This window comes from Candidatus Nitrospira neomarina, from assembly GCF_032051675.1.
Lineage (GTDB): Bacteria > Nitrospirota > Nitrospiria > Nitrospirales > UBA8639 > Nitrospira_E > Nitrospira_E neomarina.
In genome coordinates, this window is record NZ_CP116968.1 from 901,865 (window position 1) to 918,196 (window position 16,332).

At 53.8% G+C, this 16,332-nt stretch carries 8 protein-coding genes and 2 pseudogenes; 2 read left to right on the forward strand and 8 right to left on the reverse strand.

All coding sequences use genetic code 11. The annotated features are described in order from the left end of the window. Positions 1–1,314: 1,314 nt before the first annotated feature. The 3 genes and pseudogenes from PQG83_RS04045 to PQG83_RS20865 all read right to left on the reverse strand — a co-directional run bounded on the left by PQG83_RS04045 (position 1,315) and on the right by PQG83_RS20865 (position 7,405). Positions 1,315–2,928, reverse strand: a complete 1,614-nt coding sequence (locus tag PQG83_RS04045; RefSeq protein ID WP_312749117.1) for an efflux transporter outer membrane subunit — start codon at positions 2,926–2,928, stop codon at positions 1,315–1,317. Positions 2,929–2,945: 17 nt separating this feature from the next. Further along, positions 2,946–4,220, reverse strand: a complete 1,275-nt coding sequence (locus PQG83_RS04050; RefSeq protein WP_312747064.1) for an efflux RND transporter periplasmic adaptor subunit — start codon at positions 4,218–4,220, stop codon at positions 2,946–2,948. Beyond that, positions 4,213–7,405 (reverse strand): annotated as a pseudogene (locus PQG83_RS20865) (efflux RND transporter permease subunit). The gene PQG83_RS04050 and the pseudogene PQG83_RS20865 overlap by 8 nt, the downstream one beginning before the upstream one ends. A gap of 669 nt (positions 7,406–8,074) precedes the next feature. Between PQG83_RS20865 and modA the strand changes: the two are divergent. Next, positions 8,075–8,878, forward strand: coding sequence for a molybdate ABC transporter substrate-binding protein (gene modA, locus PQG83_RS04065; protein WP_312747075.1), 804 nt, complete (start codon positions 8,075–8,077; stop codon positions 8,876–8,878). A gap of 178 nt (positions 8,879–9,056) precedes the next feature. Here the strand turns inward: modA and PQG83_RS20870 are convergent. The 3 genes and pseudogenes from PQG83_RS20870 to tkt form a co-directional block, all read right to left on the reverse strand. Then, a pseudogene (locus PQG83_RS20870) lies at positions 9,057–9,637 on the reverse strand (glucose-6-phosphate dehydrogenase); the annotation flags it as partial. Positions 9,638–9,647: 10 nt separating this feature from the next. Then, a complete protein-coding gene (gnd, locus tag PQG83_RS04075) occupies positions 9,648–10,661 on the reverse strand; it encodes a phosphogluconate dehydrogenase (NAD(+)-dependent, decarboxylating) (RefSeq protein ID WP_312747080.1) in 1,014 nt (337 codons plus the stop codon). 43 nt (positions 10,662–10,704) lie between these two features. After that, positions 10,705–12,789 carry a transketolase gene (tkt, locus tag PQG83_RS04080; protein WP_312747083.1) on the reverse strand — a complete coding sequence of 695 codons (2,085 nt, stop codon included), beginning with the start codon at positions 12,787–12,789 and terminating at the stop codon, positions 10,705–10,707. 284 nt (positions 12,790–13,073) lie between these two features. Here tkt and PQG83_RS04085 point away from each other — a divergent pair, with 284 nt between their 5' ends. Further along, positions 13,074–13,253, forward strand: coding sequence for a hypothetical protein (locus PQG83_RS04085; RefSeq protein ID WP_312747084.1), 180 nt, complete (start codon positions 13,074–13,076; stop codon positions 13,251–13,253). A 916-nt stretch (positions 13,254–14,169) separates the two neighbouring features. Here the strand turns inward: PQG83_RS04085 and PQG83_RS04090 are convergent. Beyond that, positions 14,170–15,468 (reverse strand): TrkH family potassium uptake protein, encoded by a 1,299-nt coding sequence (locus PQG83_RS04090; RefSeq protein WP_312747086.1) that lies wholly within the window; start codon positions 15,466–15,468, stop codon positions 14,170–14,172. Positions 15,469–15,814: 346 nt separating this feature from the next. Next, entirely contained in the window at positions 15,815–16,288 is a 474-nt protein-coding gene (locus PQG83_RS04095) for a response regulator (protein WP_312747089.1), read from the reverse strand. Between the last annotated feature and the right edge of the window lie 44 nt (positions 16,289–16,332).

Consider the following 16,332-nt stretch of genomic DNA (forward strand, 5'->3'; position numbering starts at 1 on the left):
GCGCAATCTCTGTTAAATGCGGCTATAGGCGGGTTGAGGTTTTGTCATTTTGACACTGCGTACCTCATGAACCGTATTAGATACCTCCCTTGACTCAAGCATCTTTTCTGGCGAACAGCAGAACAATTACCAAATTGATTACCGAATAGCAAAACAATCCTCAGTTTGGATGCTCTCGATATCCGGGTCAGTAAGAGCAGGAGGTGCTCACCTGTATGGGTTCCATCTGTTCAATTGGAATGTTTTATACAGCAACATTTGGCAAATATTGAGTGCATTTTTAGCAAGGCGGGCATCACGCGGAATTTTCTAATCCCACACCCCCCCAAGTTGGGTAATTCGACAAAAAATCATGGAGAAATTGTCAGAAACGTGGGATTGAAGCAGTTTTTCTTTATGGGGTCACACGTATGTATTCTCCATTGTCATGGAACTTGCTTTGCCTAGTAAAAAAGGTAGGTTGATGTGGTTTTTCTGAATGTTTGAGGAAGTTGGGAAATCACAAAAGAAGCGACAGACTCTCAATGACGAGCGACGGATCTTCGTCCTGGCAGCCTTTCTGCCTGTGCCTATTATTTGAATAACCGCTCCTCAGAATACATACGTCGATCCAGGTAGGACAGCCATGGTCTGAAGTTTTGAGAAGCGGACTTTAGTAGTGGGAAAGAATTGTTTATTTCATGCCGGGCAATCGCACCAAAAACTGTTGCTCAGATGTGCTTTGGAGCCCGTCTCAGCACGGGGTGACCGCTTGGCGTTCAAAATATTGGGCATGAGTAGGATTTTTCCCAATCCCTGGCCTTTCTCCTCTAGATTAATCCGCTGAATGGGAGAAAAAGAACTGACAACGATGATTCTATTCCAAGGTCCTTGCTGAATCCGTTGCTAGATTGGATGACAGCATAGAAAGAATACATCCTCCTCGGGAATGATCAGAGGGGCGTATAGGAATCGATTCATGAGCGGGATCTGCAAAACGATGGGTTCCGATTGTCGACCGCTTCACCCGTCCATGCAAAAAATATCGAACTCCGACAAGTTCCAATGCGCAAACAATTCGAACATGGAGGTTGAGATTAGGAACGGAGGGTTAGACGGGTGCCATGAGAATCATGGTAAAATCAAAAATCTTTTGAGCCTTTGACTGATCATTTCCTATGAATATGGGGAGTAACGGCTCCAATGAGTATCTCGATGAGCAGGATTCCACCTGTTTGCAGGGTTGAGGATTGAAATTTCGCTCGATTCCCCTATGTTTATCTGCTTCGATTAAACGGGCTCATTTTTGATTATTATTGCACAGTGAAGGATTCTTCAAGGAACGGACGGTTTGGTCAAATCATTATTCACTCCATTATTGACCGCATTCACATCGATGCCTCCGGCAGGTGGTGGTTTGTCGAGATCAACATATTGGAACGTATCGAATGGTTGGATCTCTTCGTCGGCGGGCAATTGGTTGCGGTTCCAGCCTCCGCCGAGGGCGCGGACGAGCGCAACCGAAGCTCTCAGCAGTTCAGCTTTGATAGCCACCAAGTCGATACGCGCCTCGAGTGTACCGACCTGCGCATAGATAAGTTCAAGACTAGAAGCCAGCCCTCCCTTATAGAGTTCCGTCGTCAGATTTTGCGTCTTGAGTGTGGCTCCGACTGCGGCACTCTGCCGATTGGTTGCCAGGGTCAGCCGGTTGGTCAGGCTCAAATTGTTTTCGACTTCGCGAAAGGCGTTCAGCACGGTTGCACGGTAGCGATCTTCCGTTTCGCGATAGGCCGACCAGGCCTGCTGCAATTGGGCGCGGCGATATCCACCCTGGAAAAGCGGCAGCGAAACAGTGGACCCGTAGGACCAAAAACTACTGGCGAGCTTGATCAAACTGAAACCGGTATCTTCGAACCCGCCGCCTGCCGAGAACCGCACATCGGGAAAAAAAGCGGCGCGGGCGATGCCGATGACGCGGTTCGCTTGTGCCATCTGACGTTCCATCCCGGCTATGTCGGGCCGCCTCTCCAGCAAGGTGGAAGGGATGGTTCTGGGAATGGCAAAACTCTCTACCCGAAGGTCATCCACCGGCTCGATCGTGAAGCTGCTCGGCGCCCTGTTGACGAGAATGGCGATCGCCTGTTCCGTCACTTGGCGTTGGCCTTGAATCTGGGCTAATTTCGTCTCGGTACTGAACAGCAGAGATTCGACGCGGGCGACGTCGAGCGCCGATGCGATCGCGCCGGCGAACTGTGCATTGACGAGGTTCAGCACGTTTCGATAGAGGTCGATCGATTGGGTATAGATCGCCGTCTGCGCGTCGTATCCGCGGAGTGTAAAATAGTTCGCCCCAATTTCCGCCTGCAGGCTGAGTCGCGCCAGGCCATAATCCGCGGCTCGCTCCTCGGCGCGGTAGAGTTCGGCCGCCGTGGCATTGCGAAGTGCGGACCAAAAATCGGGCTCCCATGATGCGAGACCCCCGGTAGAAATGGACACTTCCCGGTTGTCTTCGCCGAAGCCGCGAAACAGACTATTGTTGGATTGCCTATTATTCGAGGCGTCGAATCCCAGACCGGCGTGAGGCAGGTACTGTGATCGGGCCCTCATCATCATATCGCGAGCCTGAACGAATCGTTCGGCGGCGGCCTGCAGATCCGGATTGGCTGCCATGGCCTGTTCTTCAAGACGATTCAGAATTGGATCGTTAAAAAGTTTCCACCAATCCGGGCGTAATTCATCATCTGACGGCTTCGCTTCGACGAAGGGACTTGCCCCTTTCCATGAGGCCGGGACGACATATTGCGGCGGTTCATAGCTAGGCGCCAAATCGACGGCCGGGAACCAATTGCAAGCCGGTAGATGGAGTGTCAGCAGGAACAAGCCGTAGCGCCACGCACGGGGCAGAAAGATACGCCATACTTCCAGTTTCAGAGGTAAACGTTCCTCCATCACGGGTATAGCGACTCTCATGGTGAAATGTGTTCCTTTGATGTCGGTGACTCATTCGGCGTCGGTGCGCCTGTTGGCAGCGGTCCGCCGGTTGGCGCGGGCGCGTCGGTCGGTGCGGGTGCGTCGGTATTGGTAAGGTCATAACCGGGGGCCGGCGTCACGATGCGCACTGTGTCTCCTTCCAGCAATCCGGCGCTGGGGTTGTTCACGATGCGGTCAGTGGTGGAAATTCCTTCGGCTATTTCGACGGCATTGTCGAGAAGTTTGCTCACAGTAATGTGGTTAAAGTGCACCCGGTCGTCCTCTGCCACCACCGCCACTTGCGTGCCGCGCTCCTGGAACACCAATGCGGTGGATGGAATCGTGAACACTTTCCGGTCAACCGGCGCTGTGAGGTGGACCTGGGCGTAGGAGCCCGGCCAGAGAGCCCTGTCCTCGTTTTCAATCGTGAAGACGGTAATTGCAGTACGTGTGCTGACGTCGAATCCACGGGCCACGGTCAGGAATTTGGCGGTGAAATGACGATCGGGCAATTGTGGGACTGTCACGTCGGCCGTGAGTCCTGGCTGGAGGAAGGGTCCGAACGACTCCGGCACGGAGACAAAGAGGCGCAGCAGACTCACGTCGGCCACCGTAAAGAGATTGCTGACCGAGCCGGGGGAACTGATCGTCCCCTCCTTATTGACGTAGTCGCCGACATTGATGTTGCGGACGGTTACCACCCCGTCATAGGGTGCGACAATGGTTTTGAAGCGAATGAGGGCCTCGAAGTTCCTGACGTTCTGCTCCGCTGCTCTGACCTTTGCCAATTCAGCTTTCGCTTCCGCTACCTTCACTGAAATCGACTGCTCGGAGACCGCATGGTTTTTGCGTAGCGCAAGCCAGCGCTTGGCTGTGATTTCGGCGAGGGAATAGATGGCGCGCACCGACTCCAGATCCGCTTTGGCTTGGTGATATTGGGCGTCGAGAGCAGGCGCATTGATTTCGGCGAGGATATCGCCTTTTTTCACTAGCGCACCGTAGTCCTTGTACCACATCTTCACATAGCCCGAGACCTGTGCGTAGATTGGAGCCTGAAACCAAGCCTCAACAGTGCCGGGGAGCGTAATGGTTTCGGTCGGCGGTACCGGCTTGGCATTAATGACCGCCACGGTGGAGACGGCGTTTTCGTGCGTCTTCTTGCGCAGCAGAGAGGCGTCGCTTTTGCTCTCATAAACCCGATAGCCGAGGTAGAAGATAACCAGGAGGGCTACCGAGATGACCATGAATCTTCCACGAAAAATCTTACGCATGGTATGCATGGTCCTTCTGGCGAGCCGCTCGCCTGTTATAGATCATCGCGTAAACGCAGGGCACAAACAGTAGGGTAAAAACGGTGGCAACAAGTAAGCCGCCGATGACGGCGCGTCCCAGAGGCGCATTCGTGGAATACCCTGTCGCCATAGGGACCATCCCGAAAATCATGGCTGAGGCCGTCATGAGCACGGGTCGGAAGCGGGTCACTCCGGCTTCCATTGCGGCCTGCAATGCATCGCCATGATCTTTGAGCCTGTCGCGCGCATAGGATACGACAAGGATTGAATTGGCGGTTGCTGTGCCCATGGTCATAATGGCGCCCGTGAGGGCGGGCTCCGAAAGCCGCGTATGGGTCAGGAACAAGGCCCAGGCAATGCCCGCCAGCGCGCCGGGGAGAGCTGTAATAATAATGAAAGGATCCAGCCAGGATTGGAAGTTGACGACAATCAGCAGATAGATCAGCATGACCGCTGCGAGAAGTCCGAGGATCAGTTCGAAATACGCGTCGTGCATCAGTGATGCCTGGCCGTGGATTTCAAGCTCAGCGGTGCGTGGCTTCTCGTCTTCCATGCTTTTGGCGACCTTCTGGACATCCGCCAATACACCGCCGAGGTCTCGTCCTTCGGCGGATATATAGATGTTGAACAGCGGCATAATGTTCCCGTGCGTGATCACGCCCGGCGTGCCCGTCGCGGTAATATCGGCCAAATTTCCGAGGAGCTGCACTTCCTGCCCCTTCGGATCTTTCGAGTCGCTCGCGGACTCGACCGGGATAGTCTTGAGACTGTTGACACTGTTGATCTGTGGTTGCGGCGTATAGACATTAATCAGGTACGACATGCCGGTACTGGGATCGAGCCAATAGATCTGATCGGTTTGTTGGCTTCCGGCGGTCGTCATGAGCAGATTGTCCGCCATTTCCTTGAGGGACCTGTTGACCCCGAGTCCGAACGTGCGATTGCCTTCGACCATGAGAGTTGGCGTGCGCATCGTCTGCTGGATCACCACGTCTGCGGCACCGGGAATCTCGCGAAACTTGCCCACCAATTGACGGGCGAACTCATAATTGGGGTACATGTCGGGGCCGTTGATTTGCACATCGATCGGCGCAGGCGCCCCAAAATTAAGAATTTTTGCAGTCAGATCGGACGGTTGGAAGGTGAATTCGGTTCCAGGATAGCGCTCCCTCAAGCCCTTGCGGAGAATTTGCCGATAATCCCAGACCGGGGATTTTTCATCATTCAGGAGGATCGTCAAGTCACAATCCTGTGAGCCGATCGTTGGCGTCGGAATGAAAGCGAGGTTATGCGGTCCGACCGGCAGGCCGCAATTACTGACGATGTTTTCAACTTTACCGGGCAACAACTCCTGGATGGTGTTGGAGACAAGAGTGGCAATGCGTCCTGATACCTCAATGCGTGTTCCGAGAGGTGCCCGCATATGCATCGTCATGACGCTCGACCTGATCTCGGGAAAGTAATCCCGCCCGAGAAAGAAAAAGAGGGACATGGAAGCCACGGCGATGGCCAGAGAGGTCGCGACGAAGACCTGCCGGTTGGCAATCACCTGTTCAAGTAGCGCACTATAGCGCCCGCGGAACCGGTTGAAGCCCCGTTCGAACCCGTTCTGAAAGCGGACGAAGATGTTGGCCGATGATTCCGTTCCGTTCTCTCCGTGGGGTTCATGCGGCTGCGACATGGTGATCCTTCAGCATATATTTTGCCATGGTCGGCACGAGTGTTCGTGACAGGATAAAGGACGCCAGCATTGCAATGATGACCGCTTCCGCCATGGGTTTGAACAGGTAACCGGCGACGCCGCCAAGCTGGAAGAGCGGGAGCCAGACGATTGCGATGCAGAGGGTGGCGACGAGGGTCGGGACGACGATCTCGTTGGCGGCATCGATGATGGCTTGTTCGAGGGGTTTGCCCATTTCGATATGGCGATCGATATTCTCGATCATCACGGTTGCATCGTCGACCAGAATGCCGACGGCCAGTGCCAAACCGCCCAAGGTCATAACATTGATCGTTTCTTCGAGCAGATGCAGCCCGATAATGGCGGTCAGAATAGACAGCGGGATCGAGGTCCAGACGATGACCGTGGCGCGCCATGAACCAAGCAGCAACAGCACGATGATGCCGACCAGCCCACCGGCCATGAGCATTTCATGCAAGACATCCGAAATCGAATCTTTCACGAACGTCGAGGCATCGTCGATGAGCTTGATCTCCACCCCCTCCGGAGAAATCTGCTCGGCGCGCGGGATCATCTTCTTGATGCCATCGACGACGTCAAGAGTCGAGGCTTCGGTGCTCTTCATCGCGACGAGGATGACGGTCTGTTTGCCCTTCACCAGTACCGCGTTTTGTTGGACACGACCCATGAGGCGCACCGTGGCTACGTCGCGCAGGTAGACGAATGCGTTGCCTTCACGCTTGATCGGGAAATCGGCGAAATCCTCAATCTTCAACGGTGAGGCGTTTGTGAGGACGATCCAGTCGGTCTCCTTGATCTTGATGTCGCCGGACGGTAGCACGAGGTATTGTTGCATGAGCGCTTTGTGAATGTCCGCCGGAGTGAGTTGACGGGCGAGCAATTTCTGCTGATCGAGGTTGACCATAACCTGCATATCCTGGCCGCCGTATGGGTGTGGCAGGACAATCCCCGGTACCGTCACGAGCAGGGGGCGGATTCGCATGTAGACGAGATTATAGAGTTCGGCCGGCGTCAGGTGATCGGAGCTGATTTGGAGCATGGCCACCGGAATAGAGGAGGGGGCAAGACGCATAACCATGGGCGGCGAAATATCGGGTGGGAGCGCATTGACGACGTTCTGTGCAATACCCACGATATCCGCTTCAGCCCTGCCCACGTCGACTCCATCCTGGAGGAAAATATTCGTGATGCTGCTGCCGAAGTAAGAATGGCTATGGATATACTTGATGCCTTCCACCGTCGAAGTCAGGAAGCGTTCGAACAGATACGTGATGCGCCCTTCTACCTGCTGCGGAAGCATGCCGGAATAGATCCAGACTACAGAGGTGACGGGAATCGTGATATCCGGAAAGATGTCGGTGGGCATGTGGCGCACCGTCATAACCCCCAAGAGCACGATGAGGATGGTCATAACCACGAAGGTGTACGGGCGTCGCAGAGCAATGAGGACGATCTGGTTCATGCACGTAGCCTCCCAAAAACAGATTGAGTTTCTGTCATGTTAATCATCACTGAGCTAAATGACCTCTTTGGTTTCTGTGATCCGGGTATCATCCACTGATCAAAGCCTTTCCTCTAGCGCCAAGCAAAATCCTTACCAAATTGAATTGCCTGGATATCACAGGTCATTCACGGCAGCTTGCTCGCACGTTATCGTCGCCATCAGCTCTACGTCGAAAGTTTTGAACAGCACTGGTTGAAGAATGCGGAAGGGTTTTTGCACTGAGCGCAATGTGCGGAATCTCACATGGTAGAACGCTCGCCATAGGCGATTAGAGTGAACAACATAGAGATTTCTTTAAAAATTTTAAGGTGAACCGAGTTTCTTTATTCCATCTTCTGGATCCGACAATGGGTATTGATTTTGCTATTACTCCAAGTTAGTTCATTCAACTATCAAAAAGTCGAAGGGCATGATAACAGGCTGAGATGTTTTGCTGGGACCTAATCGTTCTTGTGTAATGGGGAGATTAGATGCGCGCAAGATGCGATGCATGGAGGGGTCCATATGGGGATGCAAATGCACACGCAGAAATCATCCCTTCAGATCTCTCTGATTGAGAATTGATTCAGCCTCATTTATTCATTCTTTGGTAAGACCCCTGATGAGAGGGTTAGAAAGTGGAGAATCATGATGGGAAGTCGGAAATTTGGTATGGCGATAGCCCTGATAGGGAGCATCTTCGGTGTCGTGGCAACTGGAGCGAGTGTTCAGGCTGAAGCTCTGACGATTGGGGCTGCTCCAAGCTTGAGGTCGGCATTACAGGAAATTGTGCCGATGTTTGAGAAAGAATATGGTGCGGCCGTCAAGGTCGTGTACGGTCCGTCGCAAACAATGCGCAAACAAATTGAACAGGGAGCGGCGATCGATCTGTTCCTCCCTGCGGCGGTAGAGGAGGTTGAAAAACTCCAACACAAGGGGCTGACTCTCAACGGAGGGCCTCGGATCTATGCACAGACCAGTCTCGTACTTGTCATGTCGGCGACCTCACGCGTTATCCCGGTCGCCTTTCACGAGGCTCAGCCCGATGGAGCCACCCGTATGGTCTTGGGAAATCCAAAAACTTCGTCGTTGGGGGAAATCACGGTCCGGGCACTCACTAAATCCGATCCTGCGTATAAGAGTCGGTTCAAGCTTCTACAAGCAGACCACGCTGGGGATATCATGAACTTGATTCACACGGGGAGGGCAGACCTGGGCATCGTCTATCGGGTAGATGCGATCAACAATCCGGACGTGCGCATCATTGATGAAAATCCGGGCAGCACGCCCATACCGGTCCGCTTAGGGGAAGCGGTGGTGTGGACTTGTCGGAAAGCATCCTTGAATGTGGCAAAAGAATTTTTTGATTACATCATGAGTCCTCGCGTACAAAAGCTCCTACTCAAATATGGCTTTGATCATAGTTTCGATTCCGTGTCATCGAATGGGTGACGCCGAGGGCCAGAACTCATCCAAGAAATTTTCGGAGCAGGTTCAAGTGAGCCCGACGTTCCACGAGGGATGAAGGCAGACTCGTTATGCTTGCAGCATGACGGGATTATGCCAACCTCCGTCGGTTTGGATGAGCTCGTTCGCTTCTTTCGGCCCCCAGCTGCCGCGCTTGTAGGGACAGAAACGAATTGGCGAAGCGAAAATAGAGGATATTCATGATCTCTTCTTTCCCAAGGAAGTGGTCGATACGGAAGATCGAGTTCTCCGGGAATGCAGATCGTGCGATGCGGTTGGGGCTGCGTGCTGAGGCCCGATCACGCCCGAACGGCTTTTCAACGATTATCCGCGCCTGATCGGGAAGACCTGCGGCATTGAGCCTTTTGATTACGGTCGCGAATAAGTCTGGTGGAATGGCGAGTTAATGCGCCGGGCGTAGGGCATGGCCTAGTGCCTGCTTGAGCGCGAGGAAGGTCGCCGGGTCATTGTAAACGCCCCCACGTACTGCATGTGAGAAAGCAAGTGACTGAGGGCGATACGGTCATCAATTTTGCCGGCCTGCTTGATGCTCTCCCTCGGGTGTTTACGTAATTGCGCCAGGCTCCAGTGTGGGACCGCGACGCCGATCAGTGGCACCGTCAGTGTCTTGTGTTTCGCCATTGCATAGAGCGCAGGAAAAATCTTTTTATGCGCCAGATCGCCCGATATTCCGAAGAACACCAGTGCGTCAGATCGCGTGCCATCGCCTGTGGTCCTGTTCATCTCTGATTCCTCATTCCTTCTTTTCATCATGCCCGCCGAACTGTTTCCGCATGGCGGAGAGGAGTCGGTTGGCATAGTCGGCCTCACCCCTGGATTCAAATCGCCCGAAGAGCGCTGCGTTGATCACCGGCGTCGGCACGCCCTCGTCAATCGCAGCCAGCGCCGTCCAGCGCCCTTCGCCGGAATCCGAGACCTGCCCTGAAAAGCCGGTCAGCTCCGAATCATCAACCAACGCGGCCGCAGTCAAATCGAGCAGCCAGGAGGACACCACACTGCCCCGACGCCATACCTCGGCGACCTGACCCACGTCGATCTGGTACTGATAGGCCTCCGGGTCACGCAGCGGAGTCGTCTCGGCATCCTGCGCCCGGGGATGTAACCCGACGTCGGCGTGCTTGAGGATGTTGAGGCCTTCGGCATAGGCCGCCATGATGCCATACTCTATTCCGTTGTGGACCATCTTCACGAAGTGTCCTGCACCGGGCGGGCCGCAGTGCAAATAGCCCTCTTCCGCGGGAATTGAGGCACCGTTCCTTCCGGGGGTGCGAGGCGCCGACTTGATCCCCGGCGCAATCGTTTTGAAAATCGGATCCAGGTGCTTAACGACATCTTCCTCTCCGCCGATCATCAGACAGTAGCCGCGCTCAAGTCCGAAGACTCCTCCGCTGGTGCCGCAGTCGACATAGTGAATGCCGCGGATTTTGAGAGCCTTCGCTCGCTCAAGATCGTCGCGGTAATACGTGTTGCCGCCGTCAATGATGATATCGCCTGCCTCCATGCGCGAGGCTAGTTCCTGTACTGTCTCGCCAGCCACTGCGGCGGGTACCATCACCCAGGCGGCGCGCGGCTTGGAAAGTTTGGCGATGAATTCGTCAAGCGAGGCGGTGCCCTGTACACCTCGGCCCTCAAGCTCTTTCACGACAGCGCGGTTTCTATCGTAGACCACACAGGTATGGCCATTGTTTGTCAGGCGTCGGACCAGGTTCGCGCCCATTCGTCCAAGACCGATCATGCCAAGTTGCATCGTGTCTCTCCTTCCTAAAATGGGTATTCGTGTCTTCCGATCTTCAACGTGTCGTTTCCAGTAGAGCCAGAGCCCTTCTGCATACATTGGCGACAGTGAAGCCATACTCTCGCATGACAATTGCGCCGGGGGCCGATGCACCAAAATGATCCACGGCGAGCACGTCACCATGGTTGCCGACATAGCGGGACCAACCCTGAGACACTCCGGCTTCGACCGCAAGTCTTGCGCCGACTGCCCCCGGCAATACCGTGTTACGGTATTCCTGGGACTGGGCTTCAAACAGTTCCCAACTCGGCATCGAGACGAGGCGCACCTGGTATTGTTGTTCCTGAAGTTTCTGTCGCGCTTCCACAATCAGCGGAACTTCAGACCCGCTGGCGATCAGAATGAGATCAGGATTTCCCTTCGGGGCATCGGCCAGGATATATCCACCGCGCTGCAGGCCAGCTGCAGCGGAAAACTCTGTGCGGTCGAGCGTCGGCACCGATTGTCGCGTCAGGATTAAAGCCACCGGGCGATCCCGTGTTTCGATGGCAACGCGCCAAGCCACCGCCGTCTCGTTGGCGTCGCCGGGACGGATCACGATCAGATTCGGAATCGCCCGAAGGCTGGCGACCTGTTCCACGGATTGGTGGGTTGGGCCGTCTTCACCTAGTGCGAGGCTGTCATGCGTGAACACATAGACCACCTGTAACCCCATCAGCGCGGCGAGTCGGATCGGCGGCCGCATGTAATCGGAGAAGGTCAGAAATGTGGCCCCGAATGGGAGGGTGCCTCCGTGCGTGGCCATGCCGTTCATGATGGCACCCATTGCATGCTCCCGAACCCCGAACTGGAGATTACGGCCGGCATAACTCCATCCGCCGCCTGCCGATCCTTGTAGATCACCGACTGCCATGGACGAATGCCCAAAATTGCCGGCTTCGGTTAATTCCGTGAACGTGGAAGGATTCAAGTCAGCCGAGCCTCCGATCAGGCCAGGGAGTGTCCTGCTGATTTCGTCCATTATTTTTCCCGAGGCGACGCGGGTGGCTAAGCCTTTGGCATCGACGGGAAATTGCGGGATGTTCGCGTCCCAGCCCTGGGGTAATTCGCCCTGGATGAGTAAGCGAAGTTCTTGGGCAAGGTCCGGATATTCTTTTTCATATGCCGCAAACGTCGCATGCCATTCCGATTCCGTTTGGCGACCCTGGTCAATGGCCTGGCGGCAATGCTGCTCGACTGCATCCGGAACAAGAAATGGCGGGTCGACAGGCCAGCCGAGCTTCTGCTTTGTTAGTCTCACTTCCTCCTCGCCTAGTGGGGAACCATGCGCGTGAAAGGTGTCTTGTTTGTTGGGGGAACCATAGCCAATATGCGTTCGCACGAGGATCAGTGAGGGTCGTGCTGTGTCCTGACGCGCCGCATGGAAAGCGCGGTCGATAGCGTTGACGTCGTTGCCGTCCTCGACCGTTTGCGTGTGCCAGCCATACGCCGCAAATCGTTTGGCGCGGTCCTCGGTGAACGTGAGTTCTGTGGACGCGGCGAGGGTGATCCGATTATCGTCGTATAGATAGATCAGCTTGTCCAGTTTCAAATGACCCGCAAGCGATGCTGTTTCGGCCGCCACGCCTTCCATCAGGTCACCGTCGCTGACCAGCCCGTAGGTGTAATGATGTATGATCTCGAATCCGGGTCGATTGTAACGGCCGGCGAGATACGCTTCGGCGATGGCCATGCCCACTCCATTGCCGAATCCCTGACCGAGCGGGCCTGTGGTAGTTTCAACGCCGGGGGTTACCCCTCGCTCGGGATGACCCGGCGTGAGGCTGCCCCATTGGCGAAACTGTTTGATCTGATCGAGCGGCAAATCATAACCGGTGAGATAGAGCAAGCTGTACAACAGCATCGACCCGTGTCCGGCCGACAGAACGAATCGGTCTCGATTGAACCAGTGAGGGTTGGAGGGGTTATGTTGAAGAAATCGTGTCCACAGGACATAGGCCATCGGGGCCGCGCCCAGTGGGAGGCCCGGGTGACCACTGTTGGCCTTTTGCACGGCATCCACCGACAAAAAACGAATCGTATTGATCGACAATTGCTCCAATTGTGCCGGACTGAGAGTGGTTGCTTCTGTGGTATTCATCGTACGTTTTCCTTGCAGGCTTCGTGTGATGGCCCCACCTCGATGAATTCATGAGGGGCAAGACCATCCATTAAGGTGAGAGAATTTTTTGAGATTTTTTCCTTCAGTGTCTTCTTTACCGATCGCTATCGGATATCTCGACTGTGAATGACTTCCAGGACATCGCTAAACAATTCTGACAAGTGGGTTTGCTCCTATCTGTACTCATGACAAGGAGGATTGCGTCAGGCGACCCCCGACAACTCAGCCGTTTTAATCTGTCCACTCGTTAGGATGCCCTGCTCATGTTGAAAATCCTCGTCCTTCAATCATTGTCCTATTTAACCGATGATCAAACGGAAGATCAAATTTGTCACGGTAGTGCCGCGATTGTCCTGTCGGTCACTTTTTGGAAACATTCATATTCCATTCCGCGGGTGGTTGGCCCGATGCGTACCGGCCGGTCGAAGTCAGAGGACCCGTGAGCCCAGCTCTAAAGGCCAATGTGGAAAGGACCTTCTCCTCTCTGAACAGTCAAATCATGTTTGGGATTCACCAACTTTCCCGGGAGGATTCACAAGAAACGAACGATGTCGGTCGCGCTGGGAACTTTTAGCAAATTCCATTACGTATGCACTATCTTGCGGCCATCCTCTGAAAAGCAACGAAATGAACGGAAAAAGATGGCTGGCTAGACACAGGCAACAGGTCTCTTCGCGTCCTTCATGGCAGACTCGTCAAGGAAAATGAGTGCTCATGCATTCAATGACGAACGCTGTGTTTATTCATATTTGATTCAATGAGAAAACCATTTAACTCTTCCCGGCGTAAGGTCATTTGATAGAAAAAAAGCCCGCCGGGAAGCCTCATTAGGCTTCACGGGGTGTACGAATTCGAGTAAAACTGGATTGAATGGGACCGGTTACTTGAGGCCTGGTCGTAGAAAAGAAAAATGCTATGAGTGGTGCAGGAAAGAATCGCTTATTTTTTATTGTTGATTCCGACTTAGCGCACATGCCTACAGAGGGAATTGGGCGAGACAGGGAGAGAGCTGATAGAAAACCAGTTGGACAGGAAGATTAAGATGGCGGCAGTAGAGACGCCATCTCCGACGATTCCGGCAAATTATTGTGTGGCGTGAGAGATCATTGCGATGACGAGTGAGACTTCAGCGGTATTTGTCCTAAAAGGATCGGTCGTTCCCCGTGCACGGAAGTTCTCGAAGAGCACCCATGTCCATGAAAACTATTCCATCATGCCTCGGAGTTCTTGAGATGAACCGGAGAGAAAAAGTGTGATCCTTTTCACCCGAAATCAGGCTGAATACCCGGAGGTAGGGTGGTGGATGTCCCTCATGACATTTACCTGGCCAATTGGTCGGATGTTGCCATGCGTCTCATCTTACCCTATCGCAACTTTGGCCTGAGGAAAACGATAGAGCATGCGGACGGGTGGAGTGAGAGAGACAAGACCGACCAGGAGAGGTCCGAATCTCCCGAGAAGCATACTGCAAAGAATAATGACCTTTCCAAAATCAGTGAGTATCGCGGAGAGACTGAGCACGCCTCCGTTTCCGACGGAAAACCCAACCGTACCCAATGCGGAGGCCACTTCAAACATGAGAGCCAAAAACGGCTTATTTTCAATTAAGGCGAGAAAAAAGGTTAACGTGGTGACCGCTCCAATGGCCAGGAACATAATTGCCAGAGCTTGCAAGACGAGATGGAGAGGCATCCGTCGGTAGTGAAACTCCACATCCAGTCGTTTCCGGAAGACGGCCCAGACTGATAAACACACAATGCCGAACGTGGTGGTTTTAATCCCTCCAGCGGTCCCTCCCGGTGATCCCCCGATGATCATCAGCAAAATCAACATATATAACGTGCTGGGTCGGAGGAGGCTCAGGTCCAGCGTATTGAATCCTGCTGTCCGGGCGGCTCCCGAATGAAAGGCGGCGGCCATGGCTCCCGATGCAGGAGCTTGCGAGCCAAGCGTGGCCGGACTATGCATTTCCAATAAATAAAATCCTATCGTTCCAATCACCCATAAGCTTACCGAAACGAGTAAGGCCAGCCTCGTATGGGTTTGAATTCGATACCGTTCTTTTTGGTAATAACTCAGCAGGTCGCGAAAGACGATAAACCCAATGCCGCCCAGAACGAAAAGGAGAGTAATGGAAACATTGACCAGGATATCGTCACAATAGGGGATCAGATTTTGAGAAAACGTCGAAAATCCCGCATTGTTAAAGGCGGAAACGGCATGAAAAATACCATGCCAGCAGGCTTCAAAAAAGGGCATTTCCTGGGAAAACCGCGCGGCGAGTATGGATGCACCCACGCCTTCAAAGGTAAAGGTGATGATCAAAATGGTTTTGACAAAACGGATCGATCCCGCTAAATCCACTGAACTGAGCGCCTCCGCCACCATCATGCGGTTTCGTAGTCCGATGCGTTGTCCCACGGCGATGAGAATGACGGTCGCGAGCATCGCGTACCCCAACCCTCCCAATTGGATGAGGGTCAAAATGACGATCTGTCCGAATAAGGTGAAATCTTTTTCCGTGTCCGCCACAATTAGGCCGGTGACCGTTACTGCCGAAGTTGCCGTAAAGAGGGCGTTGAGAAAACTTAATGATTGACCTGGGCGGGTGGCCCATGGGGTTTTCAGTAGGAACGTTCCTATAGTGATCAAGGCCATGCCGCCTAGGGTGACGAGTTGGCCGGCTGATAGTTGGCCGTGAGGAAAAAATCGACCAATCGTGGTGGTTGGGTACCACGGGCATGGACGAGTAGGAAATGGTAATGAAGGCAGCATGAAGGCTAAGGAAGGAAAACTCCTACCTTCTCACCTGCAGGTCCGAAAAACAATCGACATCCAAAGCCGCTCAGCTGTGTCAATGGGATGAGAATCCTCCATTAAAACTCTGCTTCATGGCAGTCTCCTAGAGGGGAAAACCAGAGGAAGGAGCGAAACGATGGGGCATCTGCCTGCCAACCGTGTTTGATGAGAGCTCCTCCTGTCAAAACGGTCCGCATCAGGCCGCTTAAGTGGATAATCCTTGTTCAAGGAGATGGACGAGTTCCCCGTGGTGATAAGGCTTGGCCAGGATCGCAAAGGCCCCTGCATTCATGCCCAGGTGCTGGAGCTGATCTGACCAACTCGCCGTGATCAGTATAAACGGGATATTTCGATTCTTGGGGTCTTGCCGAAGGACGTGAAGCAGTTGCAGCCCATTCATTTCCGGCATCAGGTAATCGGACAGGATCAGACGAATGGAGGGGTGCTGCTGAATAAGGGCCAACGCTTCTCTACCATTGGCCGCTTCCAGGCACGTGTACCCGTTTATTTCAAGTCTACGTTTCAGTAGCCATCGGAGGTCAGATTGATCCTCCACCAGGATTATGGTTTGGTTCTTGGGTAGGATGTGATCGGAGACCGATGAGTTCGGTGCCTCAAAATCCTTCCAAGATGAAATTGTCATTTGCATGACAGCAGAGGAATGCAAGGAACATTCCATGAATATTCCTCAGAGTCGCCTTCGGTGGGTTAAGAGGCCTCCCT

Coding starts and splice junctions, on each gene's coding strand:
- PQG83_RS04045 (WP_312749117.1), bottom strand. CDS start 2,928: ATGGAGGAACGTTTACCTCTGAAACTGGAAGTATGGCGTATCTTTCTG.
- PQG83_RS04050 (WP_312747064.1), bottom strand. CDS start 4,220: ATGCGTAAGATTTTTCGTGGAAGATTCATGGTCATCTCGGTAGCCCTC.
- modA (WP_312747075.1), top strand. CDS start 8,075: ATGATGGGAAGTCGGAAATTTGGTATGGCGATAGCCCTGATAGGGAGC.
- gnd (WP_312747080.1), bottom strand. CDS start 10,661: ATGCAACTTGGCATGATCGGTCTTGGACGAATGGGCGCGAACCTGGTC.
- tkt (WP_312747083.1), bottom strand. CDS start 12,789: ATGAATACCACAGAAGCAACCACTCTCAGTCCGGCACAATTGGAGCAA.
- PQG83_RS04085 (WP_312747084.1), top strand. CDS start 13,074: ATGTTGAAAATCCTCGTCCTTCAATCATTGTCCTATTTAACCGATGAT.
- PQG83_RS04090 (WP_312747086.1), bottom strand. CDS start 15,468: ATGGCCTTGATCACTATAGGAACGTTCCTACTGAAAACCCCATGGGCC.
- PQG83_RS04095 (WP_312747089.1), bottom strand. CDS start 16,288: ATGGAATGTTCCTTGCATTCCTCTGCTGTCATGCAAATGACAATTTCA.